General features: G+C 65.4%; 23 protein-coding genes. 13 read left to right on the forward strand and 10 right to left on the reverse strand.

Annotated features, from left to right (window positions below):
* Positions 1-29: 29 nt before the first annotated feature.
* The 3 genes from ABID58_RS26045 (at position 30) to ABID58_RS26055 (ending at position 2,398) form a co-directional block, all read left to right on the forward strand.
* Positions 30-551 (forward strand): hypothetical protein, encoded by a 522-nt coding sequence (locus ABID58_RS26045; protein WP_354035595.1) that lies wholly within the window; start codon positions 30-32, stop codon positions 549-551.
* A gap of 97 nt (positions 552-648) precedes the next feature.
* Entirely contained in the window at positions 649-1,341 is a 693-nt protein-coding gene (locus ABID58_RS26050; protein ID WP_354035597.1) for a response regulator transcription factor, read from the forward strand.
* Complete coding sequence (locus tag ABID58_RS26055; protein WP_354035598.1) at positions 1,328-2,398, forward strand: sensor histidine kinase; 1,071 nt, start codon at positions 1,328-1,330, stop codon at positions 2,396-2,398. The genes ABID58_RS26050 and ABID58_RS26055 overlap by 14 nt, the downstream gene beginning before the upstream one ends.
* Here ABID58_RS26055 and ABID58_RS26060 read toward each other — a convergent pair.
* Both ABID58_RS26060 and ABID58_RS26065 read right to left on the reverse strand, forming a co-directional pair.
* Positions 2,393-2,764 carry a response regulator transcription factor gene (locus ABID58_RS26060; protein ID WP_148755761.1) on the reverse strand — a complete coding sequence of 124 codons (372 nt, stop codon included), beginning with the start codon at positions 2,762-2,764 and terminating at the stop codon, positions 2,393-2,395. The genes ABID58_RS26055 and ABID58_RS26060 overlap by 6 nt on opposite strands.
* Entirely contained in the window at positions 2,761-3,627 is an 867-nt protein-coding gene (locus ABID58_RS26065) for a S1C family serine protease (protein ID WP_354035600.1), read from the reverse strand. Before ABID58_RS26065 ends, ABID58_RS26060 begins: the two co-directional genes overlap by 4 nt.
* Positions 3,628-3,807: 180 nt before the next feature.
* Here ABID58_RS26065 and ABID58_RS26070 point away from each other — a divergent pair, with 180 nt between their 5' ends.
* From ABID58_RS26070 to ABID58_RS26095, 6 genes are all read left to right on the forward strand, one after another.
* Positions 3,808-4,773: a VOC family protein gene (locus ABID58_RS26070; protein ID WP_354035601.1), complete on the forward strand. Its 966-nt coding sequence runs from the start codon at positions 3,808-3,810 to the stop codon at positions 4,771-4,773.
* A 64-nt stretch (positions 4,774-4,837) separates the two neighbouring features.
* On the forward strand, positions 4,838-5,713 hold the full coding sequence (locus ABID58_RS26075; RefSeq protein ID WP_354035603.1) for a dihydrodipicolinate synthase family protein: 876 nt from the start codon (positions 4,838-4,840) through the stop codon (positions 5,711-5,713).
* A 116-nt stretch (positions 5,714-5,829) separates the two neighbouring features.
* Positions 5,830-8,154 (forward strand): xanthine dehydrogenase family protein molybdopterin-binding subunit, encoded by a 2,325-nt coding sequence (locus ABID58_RS26080; protein WP_354035605.1) that lies wholly within the window; start codon positions 5,830-5,832, stop codon positions 8,152-8,154.
* 107 nt (positions 8,155-8,261) lie between these two features.
* Positions 8,262-8,870, forward strand: a complete 609-nt coding sequence (locus ABID58_RS26085) for a LemA family protein (protein WP_354035607.1) — start codon at positions 8,262-8,264, stop codon at positions 8,868-8,870.
* 132 nt (positions 8,871-9,002) lie between these two features.
* Entirely contained in the window at positions 9,003-9,893 is an 891-nt protein-coding gene (locus ABID58_RS26090; protein WP_354035608.1) for a TPM domain-containing protein, read from the forward strand.
* A 2-nt stretch (positions 9,894-9,895) separates the two neighbouring features.
* Positions 9,896-10,393: a TPM domain-containing protein gene (locus ABID58_RS26095; protein WP_354035610.1), complete on the forward strand. Its 498-nt coding sequence runs from the start codon at positions 9,896-9,898 to the stop codon at positions 10,391-10,393.
* A gap of 104 nt (positions 10,394-10,497) precedes the next feature.
* Here ABID58_RS26095 and ABID58_RS26100 read toward each other — a convergent pair whose 3' ends face one another.
* Together ABID58_RS26100 and ABID58_RS26105 are read right to left on the reverse strand one after the other, a co-directional pair.
* Positions 10,498-11,310, reverse strand: a complete 813-nt coding sequence (locus ABID58_RS26100; protein WP_148755753.1) for an MBL fold metallo-hydrolase — start codon at positions 11,308-11,310, stop codon at positions 10,498-10,500.
* The gene (locus tag ABID58_RS26105; protein ID WP_354035611.1) at positions 11,307-11,678 is read right to left on the reverse strand and encodes a Crp/Fnr family transcriptional regulator; all 372 of its coding nucleotides are present in this window, start codon (positions 11,676-11,678) and stop codon (positions 11,307-11,309) included. The genes ABID58_RS26100 and ABID58_RS26105 overlap by 4 nt, the downstream gene beginning before the upstream one ends.
* Positions 11,679-11,960: 282 nt before the next feature.
* Here ABID58_RS26105 and ABID58_RS26110 point away from each other — a divergent pair, with 282 nt between their 5' ends.
* From ABID58_RS26110 to ABID58_RS26120, 3 genes are all read left to right on the forward strand, one after another.
* Positions 11,961-12,965, forward strand: a complete 1,005-nt coding sequence (locus ABID58_RS26110) for a hypothetical protein (protein WP_354035693.1) — start codon at positions 11,961-11,963, stop codon at positions 12,963-12,965.
* Positions 12,966-13,059: 94 nt separating this feature from the next.
* Positions 13,060-14,610 (forward strand): hypothetical protein, encoded by a 1,551-nt coding sequence (locus ABID58_RS26115; protein ID WP_354035613.1) that lies wholly within the window; start codon positions 13,060-13,062, stop codon positions 14,608-14,610.
* 17 nt (positions 14,611-14,627) lie between these two features.
* Complete coding sequence (locus tag ABID58_RS26120; RefSeq protein ID WP_187435391.1) at positions 14,628-14,792, forward strand: hypothetical protein; 165 nt, start codon at positions 14,628-14,630, stop codon at positions 14,790-14,792.
* Positions 14,793-14,986: 194 nt separating this feature from the next.
* Here ABID58_RS26120 and ABID58_RS26125 read toward each other — a convergent pair whose 3' ends face one another.
* The 3 genes from ABID58_RS26125 to putA form a co-directional block, all read right to left on the reverse strand.
* The gene (locus ABID58_RS26125; RefSeq protein WP_354035615.1) at positions 14,987-15,634 is read right to left on the reverse strand and encodes a glutathione S-transferase family protein; all 648 of its coding nucleotides are present in this window, start codon (positions 15,632-15,634) and stop codon (positions 14,987-14,989) included.
* Between the two features lie 131 nt (positions 15,635-15,765).
* Entirely contained in the window at positions 15,766-16,971 is a 1,206-nt protein-coding gene (locus ABID58_RS26130) for a CaiB/BaiF CoA transferase family protein (RefSeq protein ID WP_187435390.1), read from the reverse strand.
* 116 nt (positions 16,972-17,087) lie between these two features.
* Positions 17,088-20,087 (reverse strand): bifunctional proline dehydrogenase/L-glutamate gamma-semialdehyde dehydrogenase PutA, encoded by a 3,000-nt coding sequence (gene putA / locus ABID58_RS26135; RefSeq protein ID WP_354035617.1) that lies wholly within the window; start codon positions 20,085-20,087, stop codon positions 17,088-17,090.
* A gap of 114 nt (positions 20,088-20,201) precedes the next feature.
* On the opposite strand from putA, the gene ABID58_RS26140 reads away from it, so the two are divergent.
* A complete protein-coding gene (locus tag ABID58_RS26140) occupies positions 20,202-20,663 on the forward strand; it encodes an Lrp/AsnC ligand binding domain-containing protein (RefSeq protein ID WP_018643717.1) in 462 nt (153 codons plus the stop codon).
* 168 nt (positions 20,664-20,831) lie between these two features.
* Here the strand turns inward: ABID58_RS26140 and ABID58_RS26145 are convergent, their stop codons facing one another.
* From ABID58_RS26145 to sorA, 3 genes are all read right to left on the reverse strand, one after another.
* Positions 20,832-21,032, reverse strand: a complete 201-nt coding sequence (locus ABID58_RS26145) for a cold-shock protein (protein WP_008134691.1) — start codon at positions 21,030-21,032, stop codon at positions 20,832-20,834.
* Positions 21,033-21,239: 207 nt separating this feature from the next.
* The gene (gene sorB, locus ABID58_RS26150; RefSeq protein WP_354035618.1) at positions 21,240-21,548 is read right to left on the reverse strand and encodes a SorB family sulfite dehydrogenase c-type cytochrome subunit; all 309 of its coding nucleotides are present in this window, start codon (positions 21,546-21,548) and stop codon (positions 21,240-21,242) included.
* A gap of 11 nt (positions 21,549-21,559) precedes the next feature.
* Positions 21,560-22,759 (reverse strand): SorA family sulfite dehydrogenase catalytic subunit, encoded by a 1,200-nt coding sequence (sorA, locus tag ABID58_RS26155; protein ID WP_354035619.1) that lies wholly within the window; start codon positions 22,757-22,759, stop codon positions 21,560-21,562.
* Between the last annotated feature and the right edge of the window lie 54 nt (positions 22,760-22,813).

Genomic DNA, 22,813 nt, shown 5'->3' on the forward strand with positions numbered 1-22,813 from the left:
ACTGTCGCCGCGACAAGGAGGATAGTCAGATGAACAACAGGCTTCTCACTGGCATCGTCGCGGCGGCTATGGCTGCGACGATGGCGGTCGCTTCGCCCGTTCTCGCTCGCGGTGGCGGAGGCGGGGGCGGCGGCCATGGGGGTGGTGGCTTCGGCGGCGGCGGACGTGCTGGCGGCGGCTTCGGCGGCGGGATGCACGGCGGTGGCTTCGGTGGCGGCATGCACGCAGGCGGCTTCGGCGGCATGCATGTCGGCGGCATGGGCGGCGGTGCGCACTTCGCCCATGTCGGTGGACCGGGCTTTGGCGGACCGGCCTTCGGCGGCGCGCGCTTCGCGCATGCGGCGATCGGGCCGCGTTTCGCCGGCACAGGCCTGCATGGTCGGCCTTTCATCGGCCGTCACGCCTTCTTCTTCCGCCATCACCATTTCCGCCGTTTCGCCGTCTTCGGCGCGCCCTACTACGCCAACTATTACGACGATGGCTGCTGGCGCAGGAGCTTGACGCCGTATGGGTGGCAATGGGTCAATGTGTGCGGGGATAGTTGGTACTAGCATCGCCGTACCGCACCATTGTCGCGATCGCCACCGGGCGGTTCCGCTCTGCCCCGGAACGGGATAGTCTGGTGGCGATCGTCGCGCGGAGTTTGTCATGACCGGAGGCCACCGCCGCATCCTCGTCGTCGAGGACGATCCGGAAACCGCAGGCCAGCTCGTCGAGGAGCTGACAACCTCCGGCTACGATGTCGATCTCGCCGCTACGGGCCGTGAAGCGCTCAGCCACGGTGTCGCGCGCGACTACGCCGTGATCACGATCGACCGCATGTTGCCCGACATCGATGGCATCACCGTGATGCGGCAAATGCGCGACGATGGCGTTGCCGCGCCCTTCCTGATCATCTCCGCGCTAGGCGAGGTCGACGACCGCGTGCGCGGCCTGCGCGCCGGCGGCGACGATTATCTCGTCAAGCCGTTCTCCTTCGTCGAGCTGCTCGCGCGGCTCGAGGCGCTTGGTCGTCGCAGCGAGACCATCGCCAAGGAAACCATCTTGCGCGTCGGCGATCTCACGGTCGATCTGATCGCGCGCAACGCCAGCCGCCGCGGCCGCAAGATTCCGCTGCTGCCGCGTGAGTTCCAGCTGCTCGAATATCTCGTTCGTAACGAGGGCCGCGTCGTCTCCCGCGCGATGCTGCTCCAGCATGTCTGGGACCTGCATTTCGATCCCTCCACCAACATCATCGACGTCTATGTCGGACGCGTCCGCCGCAAGGTCGACGATGCCCAGGCCTATCCATTGATCCACACCATCCGCGGCATCGGATATTGCCTCCGTGCTCCTGGCTAACACGCTTCGTTCCTCGACCTTCCGCCTCGCGCTGATCGCGATCGCGATCTTCGGCCTGATCGTGGCGGCGATCATGGCGTATGTCTATTTCGGCACGCTCGCCTATGTGCGGAGCCGGGTCGGCGATGTCGGCGACGACAGCGGCTTCATCGCGATGCTCGAGCTCGCGATGATCGCGGTCGCCGTGCTGCTCGTGGTGCTGGCAGGCCTCGCCGCCGTGCTGGTGACGCGGCGCACGGTCGGGCGGATCGAGGAGATCAATGCCACCAGCCGCGCCATCATGCTGTCCGGCCTCGATCGCCGCATTCCCCTGCGCGGCAGCCACGACGAGTGGGACCGTGTCGCCGAAAACCTCAACCAGATGCTCGATCGTATCGAGACGCTGATGGGGGAGGTCAAGCAGGTCAGCGACAACGTCGCCCACGATCTGCGCACGCCGCTGACGCGCATGCGGGGCCGGCTGGAAAAGGCCTATCACCACGAGCGCAGCAGTGAGGCCGATGCGTCGTTGATCGGCGACACCATCGCCGACCTCGATTCCGTGCTCGGCATGTTCGCCTCGATCACGCGGATCTCGGAGATCGAGACCCGCGCCCGCAGGCGCGCATTTCGCGCGCTCGACCTCGCCGAGATTGCCGGCGAGGTCGTCGAGCTCTACGACGCCGCCGCCGAGCAGGTCGCGACGCGCCTTAGTCTCGGCGGTGACCGCGAGGTCGCCGTAACAGGCGATCGCGACCTGTTGTTCGATGCCATCGCCAATCTCGTCGACAACGCGATTAAGCATGGCCGCCCGGGCGGAAAGGTCACGGTGACCTGCCGCAATGCCGGCAACAGTGCGACGATCGCCATCGCCGATGATGGTCCGGGCATTGCCGCCGACCAGCACGATCACGTATTCAAGCGCTTCTACCGGCTCGAGCAGAGCCGCTATACGCCGGGCAACGGCCTGGGCCTGAGCCTGGTCGCGGCGGTGTCGCGGCTCCACGGCGCCGAGATCGCGCTGCATGACAACGCGCCGGGCCTGACCGTCCAGCTCAGCTTCCCGATCGCGCTATAGCTCGATCACGCCGCGGCGCGCCGCATGCGCGACAGCATCGGTGCGGCCGGTGGCATCCAGCTTGTCGAGCAGCGAGCCGACGTGGAATTTCACGGTATGCACGGAGATGTTGAGCTGCCGCGCGATCATCTTGTTGGAGGCACCTTCCGCCATCAATGCCAGCACGTCGAGCTCGCGCTGCGTCAGCGCAATATCTTCCGGCATGACGCGCGGATCGCGCGCGACGACGCTCGCCGTGGCGGTCTCGCCGGGGGCGGCAAGGCGAAGCCCCGCGACACTGCCGAGCAGCGTCGCGAGGCGGTCGGCCAGCGCAGGATCGTCGATCTCGAGGGACAGCACGATCTCGGGTGCGTTGTCCTCGCTCACGCCTCCGGCCTCTCGCCAATCGTGACCTTGAAGCTCACAGGCTCGCCGCCGCGGCGGACTGCGACATCGACCACCTGGCCGACGCTCGCGGGTCCCAATGTTCGCAACAGCGCGCGCACGCCGGAGAGCTTCTGGTCGTTGACCGCCACGATCACGTCGCCCTGGCGGATGCCGGCCGCGGCCGCCGGACCGGCCTTGTCGACATTCATCACCATCGCGCCGATGCCGTCGTCGAGCCGCAGCGGCTGCAGCCCGAGCCCGAGATATCCGCGCGCGATGCGGCCGCGTGTCTCGAGCTGTGTCGCGACGCGCTCGATCGTGGCCGTCGGGATCACCAGCACCCGCCGTGGTCCGAGCACAGTCATGCCGAAGGCCTCGCCGGATGCGTCAAGGGCAAGGCCGCCTTCCTGGCTGGGACGCAGGCGGGCATCGAGCTCGATCCGCGCATCGATCTCGCCGCCGCGCAAGGAGCGCCAGCTCTTGCCTGAAACCGACACCATTCCGAGCGCTGCGCTCGGCGCATCCCGATTGGTGGCGACCACGACCGACAGCCCGCCGAGGGCGGGGACCGTCGTGGCCAGCTTGACCGGGGCGATGCCGGTATCAGCGCGCAGCAGCGCGATATCGGTGGTGTGGTCGCGGCCGACGATCGTGGCGGCCGTCGTGCTGCCATCGGGAAGAACGATCTGGACGTCGCCCTCATCGGCCAGTGCCTCGTCGGCGGTCACGATCAGGCCGGGCTTCCAGACGAAGCCGGTTGAGCGGGAGCGATGCGAATGCACGGAGATGACGGACGGCGCGATGTGCGCCACGACATCCGCGAGCGCGGATGACAGGGAGGTGAGGGGGGTGAAGTCGGTCATGGAAGGCTCCTGTAAGCTGTCCACAATCTGGGATGTCGCGGCCCCTGGCGAAACTGGCCGGTTGGCCAGTCCTCCCAGGCGGCGGCCGACGAACATGTGATTGGGAGCCGCTCACGGGAACGTGTAGCACTCAGAGAGTTGCGCCGTACGGCCTTAAACGTTTCCAGCGAGCCCTGACCGATGACCATCGACCTCACCCGCCGCACCCTGCTTCAACTCGCCGGAGCAGCCTCGCTCGCGATGGCTGCAGCGGCAGCCGCGCGCGCCGAAGGCAATCCGCAAGGCGTCGGGCCGACCTATGCCAGCCGCACGCCGATGCGGGTCGGCATGGTGACGCTGCGGGTGAAGAATCTCGACAAGGTTGCCGACTACTACCGCGACGTCATCGGCCTCACCGTGATGGCGCGTTCCGCCAACGTCGCAACACTCGGCACGGCCGGCATCACGCTGCTGGTGCTGGAAGCCCATCCCGACGCCGCGATCGAGCCGCGCAACGCCGCCGGCCTCTATCACACTGCGTTCCTGATGCCGACGCGCAAGGACCTGGCGCGCTGGCTGGTGCACGCCGCCTCGCACCGCGTGAAGCTGTCGGGCTTTGCCGATCATCTCGTCAGCGAGTCCGTCTATCTCGACGATCCCGAAGGCAACGGCATCGAGGTCTATGCCGACCGCGATCCCTCGCAATGGCAGTGGAGCGAAGGCAGCGTCAAGATGGCGGCCGACGAGCTCAACATCCCCGACCTGCTGTCGCTGACGAATACACGCGTTGCCGATTATGCCAAGGCGCCCGACGGCCTCCGCGTCGGCCACATGCATCTGCGCGTCGGCGATCTCGCACAGGCCGAGCGCTTCTATCATGGCACGATTGGCCTCGATCCGACCCGCCGCCGTGGCGGTGCCGCGTTCCTCTCATCGGGCCGCTATCACCATCATCTCGGCATGAATGTCTGGCAGAGCCAAGGCGCCGGCCAACGCGACGACGCCACGACGGGGCTCGTCTGGTTCTCGCTGGTGACGGAGAAGCAGGATTTGCTTGCCGCGCAGGTAGAGCGCCTGCGCGAGGCTGGCGCGCGGGTCACGGCGCTGGCGGATGGCGTGGAGGCGATCGATCCCTGGGGCACACGGGTGCGGCTGCTCAAGGTTTGATCGCCGGCGCGGGCATTGCTAATACCCGTCTGGCGCTACCCAGCTTTCCGGGGGTCACCCTGACATGACCGACTTTCACGGCGTCTTTCCCTATCTCGTCTCGCCCGTCGATGCCAACGGCGAGGTGCGCACCAACGTGCTCGCAAAGCTCTGCGACGATTTGATCGGCGCCGGCGTGCACGGGCTGACGCCGCTCGGCTCGACCGGTGAGTTCGCCTATCTCAGCGCCGCGCAGCGCATGGCGGTGGTGCAGACCACGATCGAGGCTGCGAAGGGTCGCGTGCCTGTGGTTGCTGGCGTCGCGTCGACCTCGACGGCCGATGCGGTGGCACAGGCGCAGGCCTATGAGAGGCTCGGTGCCAGCGGCATTCTGGCGATCCTCGAGGCCTACTTCCCGCTCGCCGATGCCCAGGTCGAGTCCTATTTCCGCAGCATCGCGGACGCCGTGAATATTCCGGTCGTCATCTACACCAATCCGCAATTCCAGCGCTCGGACCTGACCCTCGACATCATCGCGCGCCTCGCTGAGCATCCGCGCATCGGCTACATCAAGGATGCTTCGACCAACACCGGGCGGCTGCTCTCGATCATGAACCGCTGCGGCGATCGCTTGCGCGTGTTCTCGGCCTCCGCCCACATCCCGGCTGCGGTGATGCTGATCGGCGGCCTCGGCTGGATGGCGGGACCGGCCTGCATCATCCCGCGCCACAGCGTCGCGCTCTACGACCTCTGCCAGGCCGGCCGCTGGGACGAGGCCATGGCGCTCCAGCGCAGGCTGTGGCGCATCAACGAGGCCTTCGCCCGCTTCAACCTCGCCGCCTGCATCAAGGCCGGGCTCGCGATCCAGGGCTATGACGTGGGCGATCCGGTCCCGCCGCAGGCCCCGCTGACCGCCGACGCGCGCAAGGTCGTGGAAGCGGCTCTCAGAGAGCTGGCGTAGGCCCCTCCGGGCATGACGAATCCATGGTCCCGCCGCCCAAAAGCGCGGCTGGTCTCGCATGGCTCGTTCCGCTAAAAGGCAGCCCGAATTTCAAGAGACCCCGAGGATCCAGCGGAATGAACATTCTTCCCGGCAATTTGCGTTTCGGAGCGGGCCAGCCCGTCAAGCGTTTGGAAGATCAGCGGCTGCTCACCGGGAAGGGGCAATTCATCGACGACAAGCCGGAGGACGGCGCGCTGTGGTTGCACCTGCTGCGCTCACCGCATGCGCACGCCAAGATCGTCTCGATCGACACCAGCGCTGCGGCATCGATGCGTGGCGTCACCGCGATCTACACCGGCACTGACCTGATCAAGGACGATGTCGGCACCATCCCGACCCTGAGCATCTTCAAGCGCCCCGACGGCAAGCCGATGACGGTGCCGCCGCGGCGGCTGCTCGCCCATGAGGTCGTGCGTTACACCGGCGAGGCGGTGGCGGCCGTGGTGGCTTCGTCACGTGCGGAGGCCCAGAGCGGGGCCGAAGCGATCGTGATCGAATACGACGTGCAGCCCGCCGTAGTCGATCCCGTCGCGGCCGTGAAACCCGGCGCGCCCGTGGTGTGGCCGGACGCCCCTGATAACATCGTCGGTGCGATGAGCTATGGCGATGCCGCCAAGGTGGATGAGGCCTTCGCCAAGGCCGCGCACACAGTCGAGGTCGATCTCGTCAGCCAGCGCCTCGTGCCGTCGGCGATGGAGCCGCGCTCGACCATTGCCGAGATCGACCAGAAGACCGGCCGCCTCCTCCTGCACGTGCAGTCGCAGACCCCGGCCTCGACCCGCGATGTGCTGGCCGAAGCCGTGCTGAAGCGCCCCAAGGACAGCGTGCGCGTGCTGGTCGGCGACATCGGCGGCGGCTTTGGCCAGAAGACCAACCTCTATCCGGAAGACGGCATTGTCGCCTATGTCGCGACCAAGCTGAACCGGAAGATCCGCTGGCGCGGTGACCGCACCGACGAATTCGTCGGCGGCACCCACGGCCGCGATCTCACCTCGACGGCGTCCTTCGCGCTCGACGAGAAAGGCAAGGTGCTGGCCTATCGCGTCACCTCGATCGGCTGCACCGGCGCGTATTCCTCGGGCGCGGCCAACATCATCCCGCTGGTGCTCGGGCCATTCGTGCAGACCGGCGTCTACGACCTGCCGCTAGTGCATTTCGAGGTCAAATCGGTGATGACCCACACCGCGCCGGTCGGTGCCTATCGTGGTGCCGGTCGTCCGGAAGCCGTCTTTATCGTCGAGCGCCTGTTCGATGCTGCCGCGCGAAAAATCGGCATGGATCCGCGCGCGATCCGCAAAGCGAACTACATCAAGCCGGCGCAGCTGCCCTACACCAACGCCGCCGGTCAGGTGTACGATTCCGGCGCCTTCGCCCACATGCTCGATCGCGCGGTAAAACTCGCCGACTGGGACGGCTTTGCCGCGCGCAAGAAGGCGGCGAAGAAGAAGGGCCTGCTCTACGGCCGCGGTCTCACCTCCTACATCGAATGGACCGGCGGCCGCGCTCATACCGAGAAGGTCAGCCTGCATGCGACGTCGCAAGGCCGGGTCGTGCTGCATTCCGGCACCATGGCGATGGGGCAGGGGCTGCAGACCACCTACACCCAGATGATCTCCGACACGCTCGGCATCCCCATGGACAAGATCGACGTCATCCAGGGAGACACGGATCTCGCGATGGGCTTTGGCAGCGTCGGCTCGCGCTCGCTGTTCGTCGGCGGCACGGCCGTGGCGGTGTCCTCCAACGATCTGATCCAGAAGGCGCGCGAGAAGGCGGCGAACATGCTGGAGACCTCGGTCGAGGATATCGAGTACCAGGGCGGCATGCTCACCGTGGTCGGCACAGACCGTCGCATCAGCCTGTTTGACATCGCCGAGAAGGAGAGTAGCGCAAAGCTTAGCGTCGATTCCGAGGGCGAGGTCGACGGTCCCAGCTGGCCCAACGGTACCCACATCTGTGAGGTCGAGATCGATCCGGACACCGGCGTGTCCAAGGTCGTGCGCTACACCACCGTCGACGACGTCGGTGTGGCCGTGAACCCGATGCTGGTGACGGGGCAGATCCATGGCGGCGTCGCGCAGGGCATCGGCCAGGCGCTGTATGAGGGCGTGTCGTATGATGCCGACGGCCAGCTCCTGACCGCGAGCTATCAGGACTATTGCATCCCGCGCGCCGATGACGTCCCGCCGATCGTGGTGACGCTCGACGATTCCGCGCCCTGCCGCACCAATCCGCTCGGCGCCAAGGGCTGCGGCGAATCCGGCGCCATCGGCGGCCCGCCTTGCGTCACCAACGGCGTGATGGATGCATTGGCCGAGTTCGGCATCACCCAGCTCAACACCCCGCTGACGCCGCAGAAGATCTGGAAGGCGATCAAGGACGCGAAGGTGGGCGGCTAACTCTCCTCGTCGTCCCGGATCTGCGCTTGCGCTTGTCCGGGACGACAGTTGAGTGTGTAGCGCCAAAATCTGGTAATTTGCACCCGATTCCACCGGGAGAAATTTTGATGCGCAAGATCCTGACCGTGCTGGCAGCGCTGGCCTCGCTCAGCCTCACCAATTGCGGCTACAACGCGATCCAGAGCGAGGACGAGCAGATCAAGGCCAACTGGTCCGAGGTGGTGAACCAGTATCAGCGCCGCGCCGATCTCGTGCCCAATCTCGTCAACTCGGTGAAGGGCTTTGCGCAGCAGGAGAAGGACGTGCTGCTCGGGGTCACCAATGCCCGCGCCAAGGTCGGCAGCATCCAGGCGACGCCGGAGGTGCTCAACGATCCCTCCGCTTTCCAGAAGTTCCAGGCCGCCCAAGGCGAGCTCTCCAGCGCGTTGTCGCGGCTTCTTGTAGTCACGGAAAATTATCCGCAGCTCAAATCGGACGCCCTGTTCAAGGACCTGATGTCCCAGCTCGAAGGCACCGAGAACCGCATCACGGTCGCGCGCAACCGCTACATCAAGGCGGTGCAGGAGTATAACGTCACCGTCCGATCGTTCCCGAACAACCTCACCGCGATGATGTTCGGCTACAAGGAGAAGCCGAATTTCTCGGTCGAGAACGAGAAGGAAATCTCGACCGCGCCGAAAGTCGATTTCAATGCGGCGCCCGCGCCGTCGAAGTAAGCGCGTCCGCTCCCGATGCGCGCTCCACCCACCACTGTCATTCCCCGCGAAGGCGGGGGATCCAGTACGCCGCGGCCTCTCCGTATCCCGCTGGCGTCCCTGGAATACTGGATCGCCCGGTCGAGCCGGGCGATGACAGCTACGTTGTGGCGAGCGATGGTCGTGTTCGCGCTCGTCCTTGGCTGGGCGTTCTCCGCCTCAGCCGACGTCGCCGTGCCGCAGCTCACCGGTCGCGTGGTCGACCGGACCGGCACGTTGTCGAGCAGTGACATTGCCGTTCTGTCGCAGAATCTCAGCGACTTCGAAACACGGAAGGGCAGCCAGCTCGCAGTGCTGATCGTGCCGACCACGGACCCGGAGACGATCGAGCAATTCTCCATCCGCGTTGCGGAGGCCTGGAAGATCGGCCGCAAGAAGGTCGACGACGGCGCGATCCTCGTGGTCGCGAAGAACGACCGGCATCTGCGCATCGAGGTTGGCTACGGCCTCGAAGGCGCGCTCACCGACGTGACGTCGCGGCGGATCATTGACGAGGTCATCACGCCAAAATTCAGGGACGGTGATTTCGCCGGCGGCATCTCGGCCGGCGTCGAGCGGATGATGCGCGTCGTCAACGGCGAGCCACTGCCGGTTCCCTCACGCAGCGTGAATTTTGCCAATCTGGACGAGATCGGGCCGCTCGCCCCGGTCGTCCTGTTTGCCTCGCTCGTCGTCGGCGGTTTCCTGCGCGCGCTGCTGGGGCGATTGCTGGGTTCGGTCGCAACCGGCAGCGTGATCGCCATCCTGGCGTTGCTCATCATCGGATCCGCAGGGGTAGCCTTGCTCGCCGGGATCATCGGGTTCGTGCTGTCCTTCATCGCCGATCTGTTTCCGGCATCGACGGGGTCGTCGCGCGGCGGCTCGTGGTCGAGCGGTTCCTCGTCGGGAAGCAGCTGGAGCAGCGGGTCATCGTCCAGTGACAATGGCAGCTTCAGCGGCGGCGGCGGCAGCTTTGGTGGCGGCGGCGCCTCGGGGAGCTGGTAGCCATGAGCATTGGGCGCATCGTCAGGCATCTCGTGCAGCATCATTGGCGTGCGAGGCAGGTGTTTCCGCAAGGCGTGCTCGACCGCATCGAGCAGGCCATCAAGCGAAGCGAGGCGACGCATTCCGGCCAGGTCCGCTTCGTCGTCGAAGGCGCGCTCGACGGCCGTCCGCTGTTTCGCAATCAGCATGCCCGCGAGCGCGCGCTCGACGTGTTCTCGCATTTGCGGATCTGGGACACCGCGCATAACAACGGCGTGCTGATCTACCTGCTGCTCGCCGACCGCGATGTCGAGATCATCGCCGATCGCGGCATCGACGCGAAGGTCGGCAGCGAGGGCTGGGAGACGATCTGCCGCGCGATGGAGGCCGAGTTCGGCGCGGGCCAGTTCGAGCGCGGCGTGATTGACGGCATTGCTGCGGTGTCGAAGGAGCTGGCCAAGTACTATCCGCCGGGTGGCCCGCATCCGAACGAGCTGCCGGACAAGCCGGTGGTGATGTGAGCCGGGCTGATAACCCACACTGCGTCATTGCGAGCGCAGCGAAGCAATCCAGACTGTCACTGCGGCGGGATTCTGGATTGCTTCGTTGCGCTCGCAATGACGAATCAATCATCCAACTTGTTCAAATCCCGCACCGACTGCATGATCGGCTCGAAGTTCGAGCGCGCATCCAGCGCGTCGAACAATTGCGCTGTGTCCTCCAGCAGGCCGTGCGAGCGCGCAATGGCAATACGCACGTCGTCCTGCGGCGTGTCCGACAGCCGTCCGTGCCCTGACAGCAGGATCTTCGTGTTCAGCCCCTTGATGCGCTCCAGCGACTGGATGTAGTCGGAGATGCTGCCGGAGCCGAACACGCCGCCCATTACGCCGCCGGGCATCAGGGTGTCTGCGGCGAACAGCAAGCCCTTGTCCTGGTCGAACAGCGTGATGCAGGCCGAGGTATGGCCCGGCGTGTACATCACGTTGAGGCGGAAATTGCCGAGGTCGATCAGATTGCCTTCCTCGAGCCAGATGTCGATGTTGATTGGGACGTTCGGCTCGTTGAACATCTTGCGCAGCATGGAAAAGTCGTCGCGCAGCATGATCTTGTTGGCGGCAAGCCGATGGGCGGCGACATAGGTGCGGCGCTCGTTGAAGTGCCAGGCGGCGCCGATATGGTCGAGATGTTCGTGGCTCAGCACCACCATGTCGATCTTCTCTGGCGGGCAGCCGGCGAAGTTCAGGCACTCGACCATCGCCGGATAGTTCGAGGACAACCCGACATCGATCAGGATGGTGCGCGCCGAGCCGCGCACGAGATAGGCATTGGCGGCGCGGTTGGAGAAGCGGATCTGGTAGACGTCGTCCGTCGCCTGGATCAGCGAGCAGATGTCGTTCTTCATCAGGATCGGGAATGCGGTCGGCTTTCGCTCGCTCATGATTGCGCTGCCCGGTAGGTGACCGCGTTGGAGGCGCGCAGTCGTTTCGACAGCGCGTCCATCACCATCAGCGCGAACGCCGGCTGCTGGCTGACGAGATAGACGAAGCGGGCGTGGTTGATCCGCATCACCTTCGTGTTCGGAGCGGAAGCAATCGCGGTTGCCGAGCGCGCTGAGCCGTCGATCACGGCCATCTCGCCGAAGAACTCGCCCTTGCCGAGCTTGATGATGCTGGTCTTGCGCGCGCCGTCGACCTTGGCGATCTCGACCTCGCCGTCGAGCACGACGAACAGCTCGCGACCGGTCGAGCCCTCCTCGAAGATGACGTCATCGACACCAAACACGTTGATGCATTTCTCGATCGTCATGGCACCCCCAAACGCCTTCTGGCTGACGGGACGGCCTATGTTAGCCGGGGAACAGTGACGGGCAAACAACCCCTTCGGCTAAGCCCCGCGGGTCTGCCGCAGGGCAACATGGGCTGACAATTTGTTGTACGCCGCCACGCCGGTTCCACTTTCCCGACCCAATTCGGCCTCCGACGAGTTCCTAAAATTTCGGTAAGCGGGTCGCGAGGTAAGGAATTCGCAAGCAATGAAAGTTACCAAAAAGTCAACCTGGACTGGAGTATTTGAGCCGTGAGCGAATCAATGCCCGAACTGGCCGGCCAAGAGACGGGTGACCGGACTGGCGACGCCGCTGCGCCGCAGGCCGTCGAGGCTGCCGCCGGCATCGAGGCCCCCTCGATCGCCCCAGACCATGAGACGCCGCCCAAGCCGGACGCTCCGAAGGTCGAGCCGCCAAAGATCGAGGCTTCAAGGATCGAGGTCCCGGAATTCGAAACCAAGGCTGACGTTAAGGCTGACGTTAAGGCTGAAACCAAGCCTGAACCTAAACCCGGCAAGCTGATCGTCATGGCGCCCTCGGAACGGTCCTGGGACCGTGAAGAGTTTGCCCCGCATGTGAAGGCCGACGAGGTGCGGGACACCGGCAACAAGCGCCGCCTGTCGGCGATGGCCGCGGTGGTGGCGATCGCGGCCTGCGTCGGCGCCGTCAGCGGCGCGCTCGCGACCGCCGGCATGATGCATTTCGCCAGCCCGGCGCCGGCGCAGGTCGCCGACACCAGCGCGCTGGATGCGTCGGTCTCGCGGATCGATGCCGACATCGTCGCGCTGAAGGCCAATGTCGAGCACAATTCGAAGACCGGCGTCAGCCAATTCAATCGGGCCAACGATCGCCTCGATAAGCTCGAGAAGGCACAGGCCGAACCGATGGCCAAGCTCGCAAAGCTGTCCGAGACCGTCGACAAGCTCCGCACTACGCCGCCGGCCGCCCCCGCGCAGGCCGTAGCCGCGGCGCCGGCGAAGGAGACCACCGGCTCGATCGCGCCGGCTCCGACCCAGGTCGCGACGGCCGCTGCTGCCCCGGCGCCCGCGCCCGCCGCGCCGAAGACCGAGGTCGGTCGCCTGCCGACGATTGACGGCTGGAGGCTCCGCGACGTCGCCAATGGCGGCGCGCTGATCGAGGGCCGGGGTGGCCTGTACGAGGTCTATGCCGGCGATCCCATTCCCGGCATCGGCCGCGTCGATGCGATCCGCCGCCAGGATGGCCGATGGGTGGTTGTCACCGCGAAGGGCCTGATCGTCGGGCGCTAAGCGTTCGATATTCGACTTTTCGAGGAGGCGCTTCACCACCGCGTGAAGCGCCTTTTTACTTGAATAGGCTGTCACGCGCGGTGTTACTGGAGGCATGAGCCGCGCGCTGCGAATTCTCCTGGCTGCCATTCTGTTGTTTGGCGGCGTCATGTCGCTCTCGGCAGCTGAGAACGCGCCGCTCGCGCGCGGCACCGCGATCACCGATCCCGATCTCCTCCGCAAGCTTGACCAGAGCGATGCTGTGTCGATTTCCCGCCTGCTGCAGCCTGAGCGGAACGCGAATGTTCCGCTGACCAGCGATCGGCTGTTCGCCTCGCTGCCGCAGCTGAACGCAATTCCGCCGGCGATCGATGCGGAGTTCGATCGCTACATCGCGCAGCACAAGGCGGCCTCGCCAGGCGAGACCATCGGCGTCGGCGAAGGTTTCGACGTCCAGCTGTTCGATCGCGCCGCGCTGAAATCCCCCGACACGCGCTTCGTGCTGGCCGGCATCGTCAATCGCATGGACCGCGCCTATGTCTCGGAGGAGTCCTGCGGCGAGATCCGGCTGATCTATCGGCTGGCCCGGTTCGAGACCAGGCCGGACGGCAGCAACACCGCGACGCGCCTGCCGATGACGTTCAATCTGGTGATGAAGGCGCACGACACACGCCAGACCGATGGCGACGGCAAGCCTGTCACCTGCGCCGAGGTCGCGCGGCGCTGGCTGGACAATGGCGATTGGCAAGGGCTGCTCGGCAGCCGCACAGTTCCCTATGATGCGATGATCGATCGTATCGAGACCAACATCCAGATCTCGATCGCACCGAAATCGGCGCTGCACGATTTCCGCTCCGACTATCTGCTCAAGGTGTTCAAATACGACGCGGCCACCAGGACGTTCGAGGAATCGACGCTGGAGAACCAGATCGACCGCGACCGCATCCTTGCCGATGATGCGCTCCGGCGCGACTTCAAGGCCTGGCTGCTTGCGCCTGCGAATCTTCGCGAGTTCGATCGCGGCACCGTGCTGATCCCGGAGAAATTTCTCGCCAAGGCCGCCGTGGCGCCGACACCTGCGGGCCTCGACGCCTCGACGATGCAGCCGGAGTTCGGCTTGATGCAAGGGGAAGAAAAAGGCGAGGGCAAGAGCGATCCCGTCTTCACCGACAACGACGTCGTCGGCGCGCTGAAGCAGGCCGCGGCACGCGGCATCGCCATGGAGAACATCCGCTCGGTCGCAGGCTTCCAGCGCCGCCTCAACGATGTCACCTGCTCGGGCTGCCACCAGACCCGCGGTATCGGCGGCTTCCATTTCCCGGGCGTGGACTGGCTTGCGGACAGGCCGTCGAATGCCACCATCGTGCCGGCCTCGCCGCATTTCGTAGGCGACCAGCTCCGTCGCCGCGACATCCTGACCGCTTTTGCAGCGGGCAAACGCCCTGATTTCTCACGCGGATTTGCCAGCCGGCCGCAGACCCGCGGCAGCCGGGAGCTCGCCGGCACCGAATATCAGGACGGCTGGGGCGCCCATTGTTCTCTACAAAACGCGGGATCGGGAACGCCCGATAAGAGTTTTACGTCATGGACCTGTGCTAAAGGTCTCACCTGTCAGGCCGCCGCGGCCTCGAGCCGCATTGGCATGTGCTTCATCAAGACGCGCTAAACCGATCGGGACGACCCATGACGGACACGAGCGAAGCCAACAAGGAGCGCAATCGCGAGATCGCGCGCAATGAGGAAGCCAAACAGGTCACCGGCAGCATCCGCGTCAGCACCTGGGCGGTCGCGGTGGTCGTCATCATCGGCGGCATCCTGTTCACGCTCGGCTGGCTGGCACTGCGATAGCCGCCGCGAACTCTTTCGATTGAATCGCGAAGTGAGCTGCGGGTTTACCTCGCCCCGCTTGCGGGGAGAGGTCGGATCGCGCTTGCGATCCGGGTGAGGGGGTACAGGTATCACGGCGATCTCGCTCGTGGAGAGAGGCCCCTCACCCCAACCCTCTCCCCGTAAGAACGGGGAGAGGGAGAAGAGGCGGCGCCTCACTTCGCGTAGTTCGTCATCCGCTTGCCGGGCAGCAGCTCATAGGCCGGCTTCCAGCCCGGCAGCGCGGCCATACGGCCGAGCCAGGCGTGGATGGCGGGATGGGTTTCCGCGAAATCGAAACCGTGCTCGTCGCTCGGATAATGCAGATAGGCCATCATCGAGATATCGGCGACGGTCGGCTTGGTGCCGATCGCAAAAGCATTGTGCTGGAGATGTCCGTCGAGAATGCCGAGGAAGTCCTCCAACCGCCGGCGAAAGTGCTTCAGCACCTGCGGATCGTTGTTCTCGGTGAAGGCCCGCATGAAGCGATAGGTCGCCATGTAGCCGGTGAGCTTGTGGTTGTCCCAGAACAGCCAGCGCAGCAGCTCGAACTTTTCGTCCTCTGTCTCGGCGCCGAAACGGCCATATTGCTCGGCAAGCTTGAGCAGGAGGGGCGCGGTCTGCGTCATCTTCACGCCGTCGACCTCGAGCACGGGAATCTCGCCCATCTCGTTGACGGCCTTGCGCCACTCCGCCGTGCGCGTGACGCCGCCGCCGAAGTCGGTCCAGATCGGCTCGAACGTCTCGCCGCAAAGCGTGAGCATCAGCGCCAGCTTGTAGCTGTTGCCGGATTCGGGGAAGTAGTGCAGGCGATAGAGGGGCATGTGACCTCACGCGAGAATTGTGTTCTGCCAATCCTTATATCGCGCTGGTCCAGCGTCGTCATTGCGAGCGGAGCGAAGCAATCCAGCAATGCATCCGCGGTGAGATTCTGGATTGCGGCGGCGTGCCGACCCTAGCCGACTGCCCCCGATCCCCGCAGCTGCTTGATCGCGGCCTCGTCGTATCCCGCGCCACGCAAAATCTCGTCACTGTGCTCGCCGACGCCGGGCGGCTTGCGCGGCTGCACCTTCCTGGTGCCGTCGATCCAGATCGGGCTGGAGATGGTGAGCATGGTGTCGTTCTCGAACGGCACCAGCACCTCGTTGTCGAGCATCTGCTTGTCGTTCGGGATGTCGTCCAGAATGCCGACGATGCCGAACACCAGCCCGTTGCCGTCGAGGATCTTGCGCCATTCGGCGAGGTCCCTGGTGGCAAACGTCTCGTCAAAGATCCTGATCAGCTCGATCGAGCGGGCGTGACGGTCGGGCTTGGTGGCGAAGCGGGGATCGGCGATCAGGTCCTCGCGCCCGAGGCACTTGGCGAGCGTCGGCCACTGCTTCTCCTCGCTGAGCAGCGACAGGATCAGCCAGCGGCCGTCCTTGCACTGGTAGTGGTTGCCCACCGCATTCGGCGCGCGTTCACGCGGCCGCCGTTCGCCGAACTTGGCGCCGCAAAGTTTTGCCTGCGCCAGCACGCCCGCCGCCCACACCCCGTTCGCCATCAGGTTCGACGCGACATGCGAGCCCTTGCCGGTCTTCTCGCGCTGATAGAGCGCGGTGACGATCGCGCTGTACAACGCCATGGCGCAGGGATGGTCGCCCATGCCGGCGACCGAGCGGGCCGGCGTGGTGTTGGTGTCGGCGCGGACGAGGTCCATCAGGCCGGAGCGCGCCCAATAGGCGTTGCTGTCGAAGCCGGGCTTATTGGCTTCCTCGCCCTTCTCGCCATAGCCGGTGAAGGAGGCATAGATCAGCCGGTCGTTGAGATGGGCGAGGTGGTCATAGGTGATGCCGAGCCTGCCGCGCACCGGTGGCGGCATGTTGGTGATGAAGACGTCGGCCTCCTCGACCAGCTTGTAGAGCACGGCCTGGGCTTCGGGCTTGGAGAGGTCGAGCGCGAGGCTCTTCTTGTTGCGCGCCTCCAGCAGCCAGGCGAAATTGTGCTCGCCGGTGGGATAGCCGGGCAGGTTCGGCAGATTGCGGTAGGGGTCGCCGGCGCCGGGCGGCTCGATCTTGATGACGTCGGCGCCGAAATCGGACAGCACGGTCGCAGCCGCGGGCGCTGCGATGAAGCTCGCGCAGTCCAGAACCTTGAGACCTGCAAAAATGCCTTTCTCCATCGCGGCGTTGCTCCCTCGCTCTTGTTGTTTCCCGCTGGCTGGAATTGGCGCGGGCACGTCATGGGAGCCATTAGACCGATGTTTTGCCGGGATGCAACGGCGCCGGGCGCAAGGCCTCACTCCTCGCCCGCAAGCAGCGCGGCATTGCCACCGGCCGCCGCGGTGTTGATGGTCACGGTCTGCTCGGTGGCGAAGCGCGCGAGATAATGCGGGCCGCCGGCCTTGGGGCCGGTTCCGGACAGGCCGTTGCCGCCGAACGGCTGCACGCCGACCACGGCGCCGATCATGTTGCGGTTGACGTAGATGTTGCCGACCTGGACACGGTCGATGATGGCCTCGACCGTGTCGTCGATGCGGGAGTGGACGCCGAGCGTCAGGCCATAGCCGGTGCGCGCGATCGCTTGCAGCACACGTTCGAGGGTCTCGGCGCGGTAGCGCGCGACATGCAGGACCGGGCCGAACACCTCCTCGGTGAGCTGGCTGGCGTCCTTGAGCTCGAAGATATGCGGCGCGACGAAGCAGCCCTCTGGAGCTGCGCCTGCATAGTGCAGCCGCGCCTCCGTCTTCATCCGCGCGATGTGCGCCTCGAGGCGCTGCTTGGCCTCGCCGTCGATGACCGGGCCGACATGGGTAGCGACGTCGGCGGGATCGCCGATCTTCAATTCGCGCGCCGCGCCCGCGATCATCTCGATCATGCGGTCGGCGACGTCCTCCTGCACGAACAAGAGCCGCAGCGCCGAGCAGCGCTGGCCCGCGGAGCGGAACGCCGAAGTGCCGACGTCGTCGGCGACCTGCTCGGGCAGCGCGGTCGCATCCGCGATCATCGCGTTGATGCCGCCCGTCTCCGCGATGAGCGGCACGATCGGGCCGTCCTTGGCGGCAAGCGTCCGGTTGATGTGACGCGCGACCTCGGTCGAGCCGGTGAAGACGACGCCTGCAATCTCAGGATGCGCGGTCAGCGCGGCGCCGATGCGGCCGTCGCCGGTGACGAGATGCAGCGCGCTTTTCGGGATGCCGGCCTCGTGCAGCAGGGCGACGGCCTCAACCGCGATGCGCGGCGTCTGCTCGGCGGGTTTTGCAACGACGCTGTTGCCGGCCATCAGCGCCGCGGCGACCTGGCCCAGGAATATCGCCAGCGGAAAATTCCACGGCGAGATCGCGACAAACACGCCGCGGCCGCGCATGGTGAGCGAATTGCTCTCGCCGGTCGGGCCCGGCATCGCGACCTCGCTGCCGAACAGCTTTCGGCCCTGTGCGGCATAGTAGCGGCAGAAATCGGCGGCCTCGCGCAGCTCGGAGAGCGCGTCGTCGAGCGTCTTGCCGCCTTCGCGTTGAAGAGCCGCGATGAAGTGCGCGCTGCGGCTCTCCAGCAGATGCGCGGCCTGCTCCAGCGCCGCGGCGCGCGTGGCCGCCGGCGTCCGGCTCCAGGCCACAAAGCCCGCGCGGGCCGCGGCGACCGCCGCGCCCGCCTGCTCGGGTGTTGCGTCCGTGACCGGCTCGAGCTCGGTCGTTGCGGCCTTGACGTCGGTGAGCAGCCGGTCGAGCGCCGCGCGCTCGCCGAATTCGATGCCGCCCGAATTATGCCGTTCCGGCGCGAACAGATCGCCCGGCAGCGGGATTTTGGCATGATGCGCGTGATCAGGCCGGACGATGAGATCGACCGGACGCTTCAGCAGCGCCGGGACGGGGACGCGGTAGTCGGCCGCCTGCGCCACGAAGGAGGAGTTGGCGCCGTTCTCGAGCAGCCGCCGCACCAGATAGGCGAGCAGGTCGCGATGGCTGCCGACCGGCGCATAGGTGCGGTAGGCGATATCGGGGTGATCCTTGGCGAGCTGCTCGTAGAGCGCTTCGCCCATGCCGTGCAGGCGCTGGAATTCGAAGCCGCCAGCGTCGCCGGCGAGCTCCAGCACGGTTGCGACACTGAGCGCGTTGTGGGTCGCAAATTGCGGGAAGATGCGCGGCCGCAGGTTTAGAAGCTTCGAGGCGCAGGCGACGTAATTCAGATCCGTCATCGCCTTGCGGGTGAACACCGGATAGCCGTCGAGCCCGCGCTCCTGCGCGCGCTTGATCTCGGTGTCCCAATAGGCGCCCTTGACCAGGCGCACCATCAGCTTGCGGTCGTGCGCCCGCGCAAGCTCGTGGATGTAGTCGATCACCGCGCTGGCGCGCTTCTGATAAGCTTGGATCGCAAGCCCGAACCCGTCCCAGCCCTTGAGCGAGGGATCGGCGAGCGTTGCCGCGATCACGTCGAGCGACAGCTCAAGCCGGTCCGCTTCCTCGGCATCGACGGTGAAGTTGAGATCGTGCGCCTTGGCGCGCCGAGCCAGATCCAGCAGTTGCGGCACCAGCTCGGCCATCACGCGCGCGCGGCTGATCGCCTCGAAGCGCGGATGCAGCGCCGAGAGCTTCACGGAGATGCCGGGCCGGTCGGGCAGGGGATGGTCGCCTGCCGCCTTGCCGATGGTTTCGATCGCACTCGCATAGGCGTCGAAATAGCGCTTGGCGTCGGCAGCCGTCCGCGCGCCTTCGCCGAGCATGTCGAAGGAGTAGCGCGGCTTTTGGCCTGAGCGCGGCCGGCCCCGCTCCAGCGCCTGCTCGATCGTCTCCCCTAGCACGAAATGATTGCCCATCAGCCGCATCGCCTGACGCGTGGCGGTGCGCACGGCCGGCGCGCCCAGCCGCTTCACGAGACGGCCGATGGTGCCGTCCGGTGTCTCGCCGGGCTGGATCACACGCGCGGAGAGGCCGAGCGCCCAGGCGGAGGCGTTGACCAGGAACGCCGTGGACTTGGTCTCGTGATGGATGAAATCACCCTCGCCGAGCTTGTCCTCGATGAACTGGTCGGCGGTGCGTGCGTCGGGCACGCGCAGCAGCGCCTCCGCCAGCACCATCAGCGCCAGGCCTTCCTTGGTCGAGAGTGCGAACTCGCGCAGCATGTCCTCGACCCCGCCGAGCCGGTCGTCGCGCTTGCGAATCGCCTCGATCAGCCGGGTCGCGGTGCGGTCGATCCGCGCCTCTTGCGGTGGGCCCAGATGTGCCGATGGAAAGAGCCGTGCGGCGATGTCGGCGTCGTCGGGCGCATAGGGGGCGGAGAAAGGAGGCGGGATGTTCGGCATGGCGTGTCCTGTGGCTGAAATTCAGGATAAAGCCCGCATGACCGTGGTTCGATAGACAAGATAGCCATTTTGCCTTAGGAAATGAAGGTCGCTGGCATATTGGCCGTACAAAATATGGAACTGGACCGAATCGACCGGAAGATTCTCTCCATTCTGCAGGAGGATGGGCGAATCGCCAATGTCGAGCTGGCCGAGCGCATCGGGCTGTCGCCGACTTCGATCGGCGAGCGGCTGAAGCGCCTGCAGCGCGAGGGCTTTGTCGAGGGCTATGGGGCGCGGCTCAATCCGCACCGGCTTGGCCTCGGCCTGCTGGTGTTCGTCGAGGTGCTGCTCGACAAGACCACGCCAGACAATTTCGAGCGCTTTGCGCGCGCGGTGAAACTCGCGCCTGAAGTGCTGGAGTGTCACATGGTTGCCGGAGGCTTCGACTATCTAGTGAAGGCGCGGCTGGCCGACATGACCGCGTATCGGCGCTTCCTCGGCGAGACCTTGCTGTCGATGCCGGGGGTGCGCGAGACGCGCACCTATGCGGTGATGGAGGAGATCAAGCGCGACGCACCGTTGCCGGTTGGCTGACGAAATGCGGTCGCGATTGTCACTGCTGCGGCGTTGATTGGCGATCTCTATGGGCAAATAGTTTCCACGCGCAGTCGCAACGCCTGTCGTCGAATGCACTGATCGTTTTCTAAAATTTTCTTGGCCCGACTCCCGGACCGATCCGGAAGGCAGCAAAGGCTGGCGGGCTTATACTTTGAGGTTCTCTGCGGATGTCTTGCCCCGGTTTGCGATCTCTTCATACTCAACCGTCTGGCCCTCGTTGAGGGAGGACAGACCGGCTTTCTGCACTGCCGAGATATGCACGAACACATCCTTGCCGCCCGACGCAGGCTGGATAAATCCATAACCCTTCGTCGGATTGAACCACTTGACCGTACCTTTAGCCATCACGTCTTCTCCGCGGGTCTTCCTCCGAGATCGCGAACCGCCAGTCCCCGCCAACCGGCCGGTTCGGTCCTAACAGGATACGCGGAATGTGGCGGGCTTGGTAGATCAAACCACATCTGCATCTCGCGGAAATTCGCTCAACTTCGCGGCGTTTTTGCCGGTTTTGCCCGTTTCGCGGTCAATTCTCCGGGCGCATCCCGACCTCCGTCAATAAGTCGCGGCCAGATAGTCCACGATCTTGCCGACGTCGGCGTCGTCGATCGGCGCGCCATAGACCTTGATCATCTTGGTCACCTCGGCCTGCCAGAACCCTTTCTTGTCCTTCATCGGCGGCTGCGTGGCGATGTAGTCGGACGAGTGGCAGGCGGCGCAATTGTCCTGAACCACCTCGAGATTGGGGCCGGGCTTGAAGGCTGCGACCTCATCCGGCGTCTTGTAGTTGACCGGCGCTGCGAGGGCCGAACCCACAGCAGTGGCGACGGCAAATGTGATGGCGAGGAGAACGGTGCGTTGCATGATCATTCTCCTCAGGCCACGCTGACGCGGACGGTTTCGACGACGTTGCGCAAATAACCCGCCGGGTTCCAGCGCGGCGTGTCCGGCTGCGTCTCGCCGGAATTGCTGGTCGCGCGCACCCTCAGCTCGACCTGGCCCGAGGCAAGCTTCACCGGCAGTTTCCATTCGCGGAATGAGTAGTTGCCGAGATCCTTGCCGAGCTTGGCGGCGGTCCAGGTCTTGCCGCCATCGGTGGAAACCGAGACGTCCTTGATGCCCTTGCCGCCGTCGAAGGCGATGCCGCGTAACATCGTGCGTCCGGCCTTCAGCTTGGCGCCGTCAGTCACGTTGGTGATGAACGAGCGGATGGTGAAGCGGTTGATCGGGATCGTCGCCTTTGGCGCTGTGCCGGGCTCGACCGAATTGTTCGGCGTGTCCGGGATACGATAGGCAGACTTCATCCAGAAGCCGTCATAGACGGTGTCGACGACGGTGATCTCGTTGAGGTGCTTGACCCAGTAGGTGCCGTAATAACCGGGCACGACCAGGCGCAGCGGGAAGCCGTTGAGGAACGGCAAATCGTCGCCGTTCATGCCATAGGCCAGCATCACCTCGCCGTCGGCCGCGTGAGCGAGGTCGAGCGCCTTGGCGAAGTCGGGCGTCTTGTCGCTCACCGGGCCATCCATGCCGCCGAACACCACCTGCTTGGCGCCGGCCTGCACGCCCGCCATCTCCAGCACCGTCTTCAGCGGCACGCCGCGCCAGCGCGCATTGCCCATCGCGCCATTGGCGAGCTGGCCGCCGGCGACACGCGGCTCCAAGAAGCCGCGGCTGTTGCCGGAGCACTGGTTGACGGCGACGATCTCGGTCGCCTTCATCTTCCTGATGTCCTTCAGCGACAGCTTGAGCGGCTTGTCCACCTTGCCCTTGACCTCGAGCGTGAACGTGTCGGGATCGAGATTGTAGGGGAGGTCGGCGAGGTGATAGCGCACGAAGAACGCGTTGTTTGGCGTGATCGGGCCGTCGTTGAAGACCGCGAACGGCGTCTCGAGTTGCGGTGGCCGGCTGGTCAGCCCGATCATCGGCCGCTTCTGCGGATATTTCACCAGCGGCCGTTCGCCATTGGCGAAGGGGAGCGTAACGGTGTCGAGTGCCAGCGCTCTGGTGGAATTCAGTGTGGCCGTCATAGCAGCAAGGCCCGCTCCTTTGAGCAGGTCGCGTCGGTCGAACATGTCGTCTCCTCCCGGAGCTTTTCGTTGGATGGCGGTCATCACCGCGATCCCGTA

The sequence above is a fragment of the Bradyrhizobium sp. S3.2.6 genome (genome assembly GCF_040546885.1).
Taxonomy (GTDB): Bacteria; Pseudomonadota; Alphaproteobacteria; order Rhizobiales; family Xanthobacteraceae; genus Bradyrhizobium; species Bradyrhizobium cytisi.

Bases quoted from the DNA above. Each gene is read 5' to 3' on its own strand.
- ABID58_RS26145 (WP_008134691.1), bottom strand. From the start codon at position 21,032: ATGGCTAAAGGTACGGTCAAGTGGTTCAATCCGACGAAGGGTTATGGA.
- ABID58_RS26045 (WP_354035595.1), top strand. From the start codon at position 30: ATGAACAACAGGCTTCTCACTGGCATCGTCGCGGCGGCTATGGCTGCG.
- ABID58_RS26095 (WP_354035610.1), top strand. From the start codon at position 9,896: ATGAGCATTGGGCGCATCGTCAGGCATCTCGTGCAGCATCATTGGCGT.
- ABID58_RS26115 (WP_354035613.1), top strand. From the start codon at position 13,060: ATGAGCCGCGCGCTGCGAATTCTCCTGGCTGCCATTCTGTTGTTTGGC.
- ABID58_RS26085 (WP_354035607.1), top strand. From the start codon at position 8,262: ATGCGCAAGATCCTGACCGTGCTGGCAGCGCTGGCCTCGCTCAGCCTC.
- ABID58_RS26090 (WP_354035608.1), top strand. From the start codon at position 9,003: ATGACAGCTACGTTGTGGCGAGCGATGGTCGTGTTCGCGCTCGTCCTT.
- ABID58_RS26075 (WP_354035603.1), top strand. From the start codon at position 4,838: ATGACCGACTTTCACGGCGTCTTTCCCTATCTCGTCTCGCCCGTCGAT.
- ABID58_RS26050 (WP_354035597.1), top strand. From the start codon at position 649: ATGACCGGAGGCCACCGCCGCATCCTCGTCGTCGAGGACGATCCGGAA.
- ABID58_RS26100 (WP_148755753.1), bottom strand. From the start codon at position 11,310: ATGAGCGAGCGAAAGCCGACCGCATTCCCGATCCTGATGAAGAACGAC.
- ABID58_RS26125 (WP_354035615.1), bottom strand. From the start codon at position 15,634: ATGCCCCTCTATCGCCTGCACTACTTCCCCGAATCCGGCAACAGCTAC.
- ABID58_RS26065 (WP_354035600.1), bottom strand. From the start codon at position 3,627: ATGACCGACTTCACCCCCCTCACCTCCCTGTCATCCGCGCTCGCGGAT.
- ABID58_RS26130 (WP_187435390.1), bottom strand. From the start codon at position 16,971: ATGGAGAAAGGCATTTTTGCAGGTCTCAAGGTTCTGGACTGCGCGAGC.
- sorA (WP_354035619.1), bottom strand. From the start codon at position 22,759: ATGTTCGACCGACGCGACCTGCTCAAAGGAGCGGGCCTTGCTGCTATG.
- ABID58_RS26140 (WP_018643717.1), top strand. From the start codon at position 20,202: ATGGAACTGGACCGAATCGACCGGAAGATTCTCTCCATTCTGCAGGAG.
- sorB (WP_354035618.1), bottom strand. From the start codon at position 21,548: ATGCAACGCACCGTTCTCCTCGCCATCACATTTGCCGTCGCCACTGCT.
- ABID58_RS26105 (WP_354035611.1), bottom strand. From the start codon at position 11,678: ATGACGATCGAGAAATGCATCAACGTGTTTGGTGTCGATGACGTCATC.
- putA (WP_354035617.1), bottom strand. From the start codon at position 20,087: ATGCCGAACATCCCGCCTCCTTTCTCCGCCCCCTATGCGCCCGACGAC.
- ABID58_RS26120 (WP_187435391.1), top strand. From the start codon at position 14,628: ATGACGGACACGAGCGAAGCCAACAAGGAGCGCAATCGCGAGATCGCG.
- ABID58_RS26080 (WP_354035605.1), top strand. From the start codon at position 5,830: ATGAACATTCTTCCCGGCAATTTGCGTTTCGGAGCGGGCCAGCCCGTC.
- ABID58_RS26070 (WP_354035601.1), top strand. From the start codon at position 3,808: ATGACCATCGACCTCACCCGCCGCACCCTGCTTCAACTCGCCGGAGCA.
- ABID58_RS26110 (WP_354035693.1), top strand. From the start codon at position 11,961: ATGCCCGAACTGGCCGGCCAAGAGACGGGTGACCGGACTGGCGACGCC.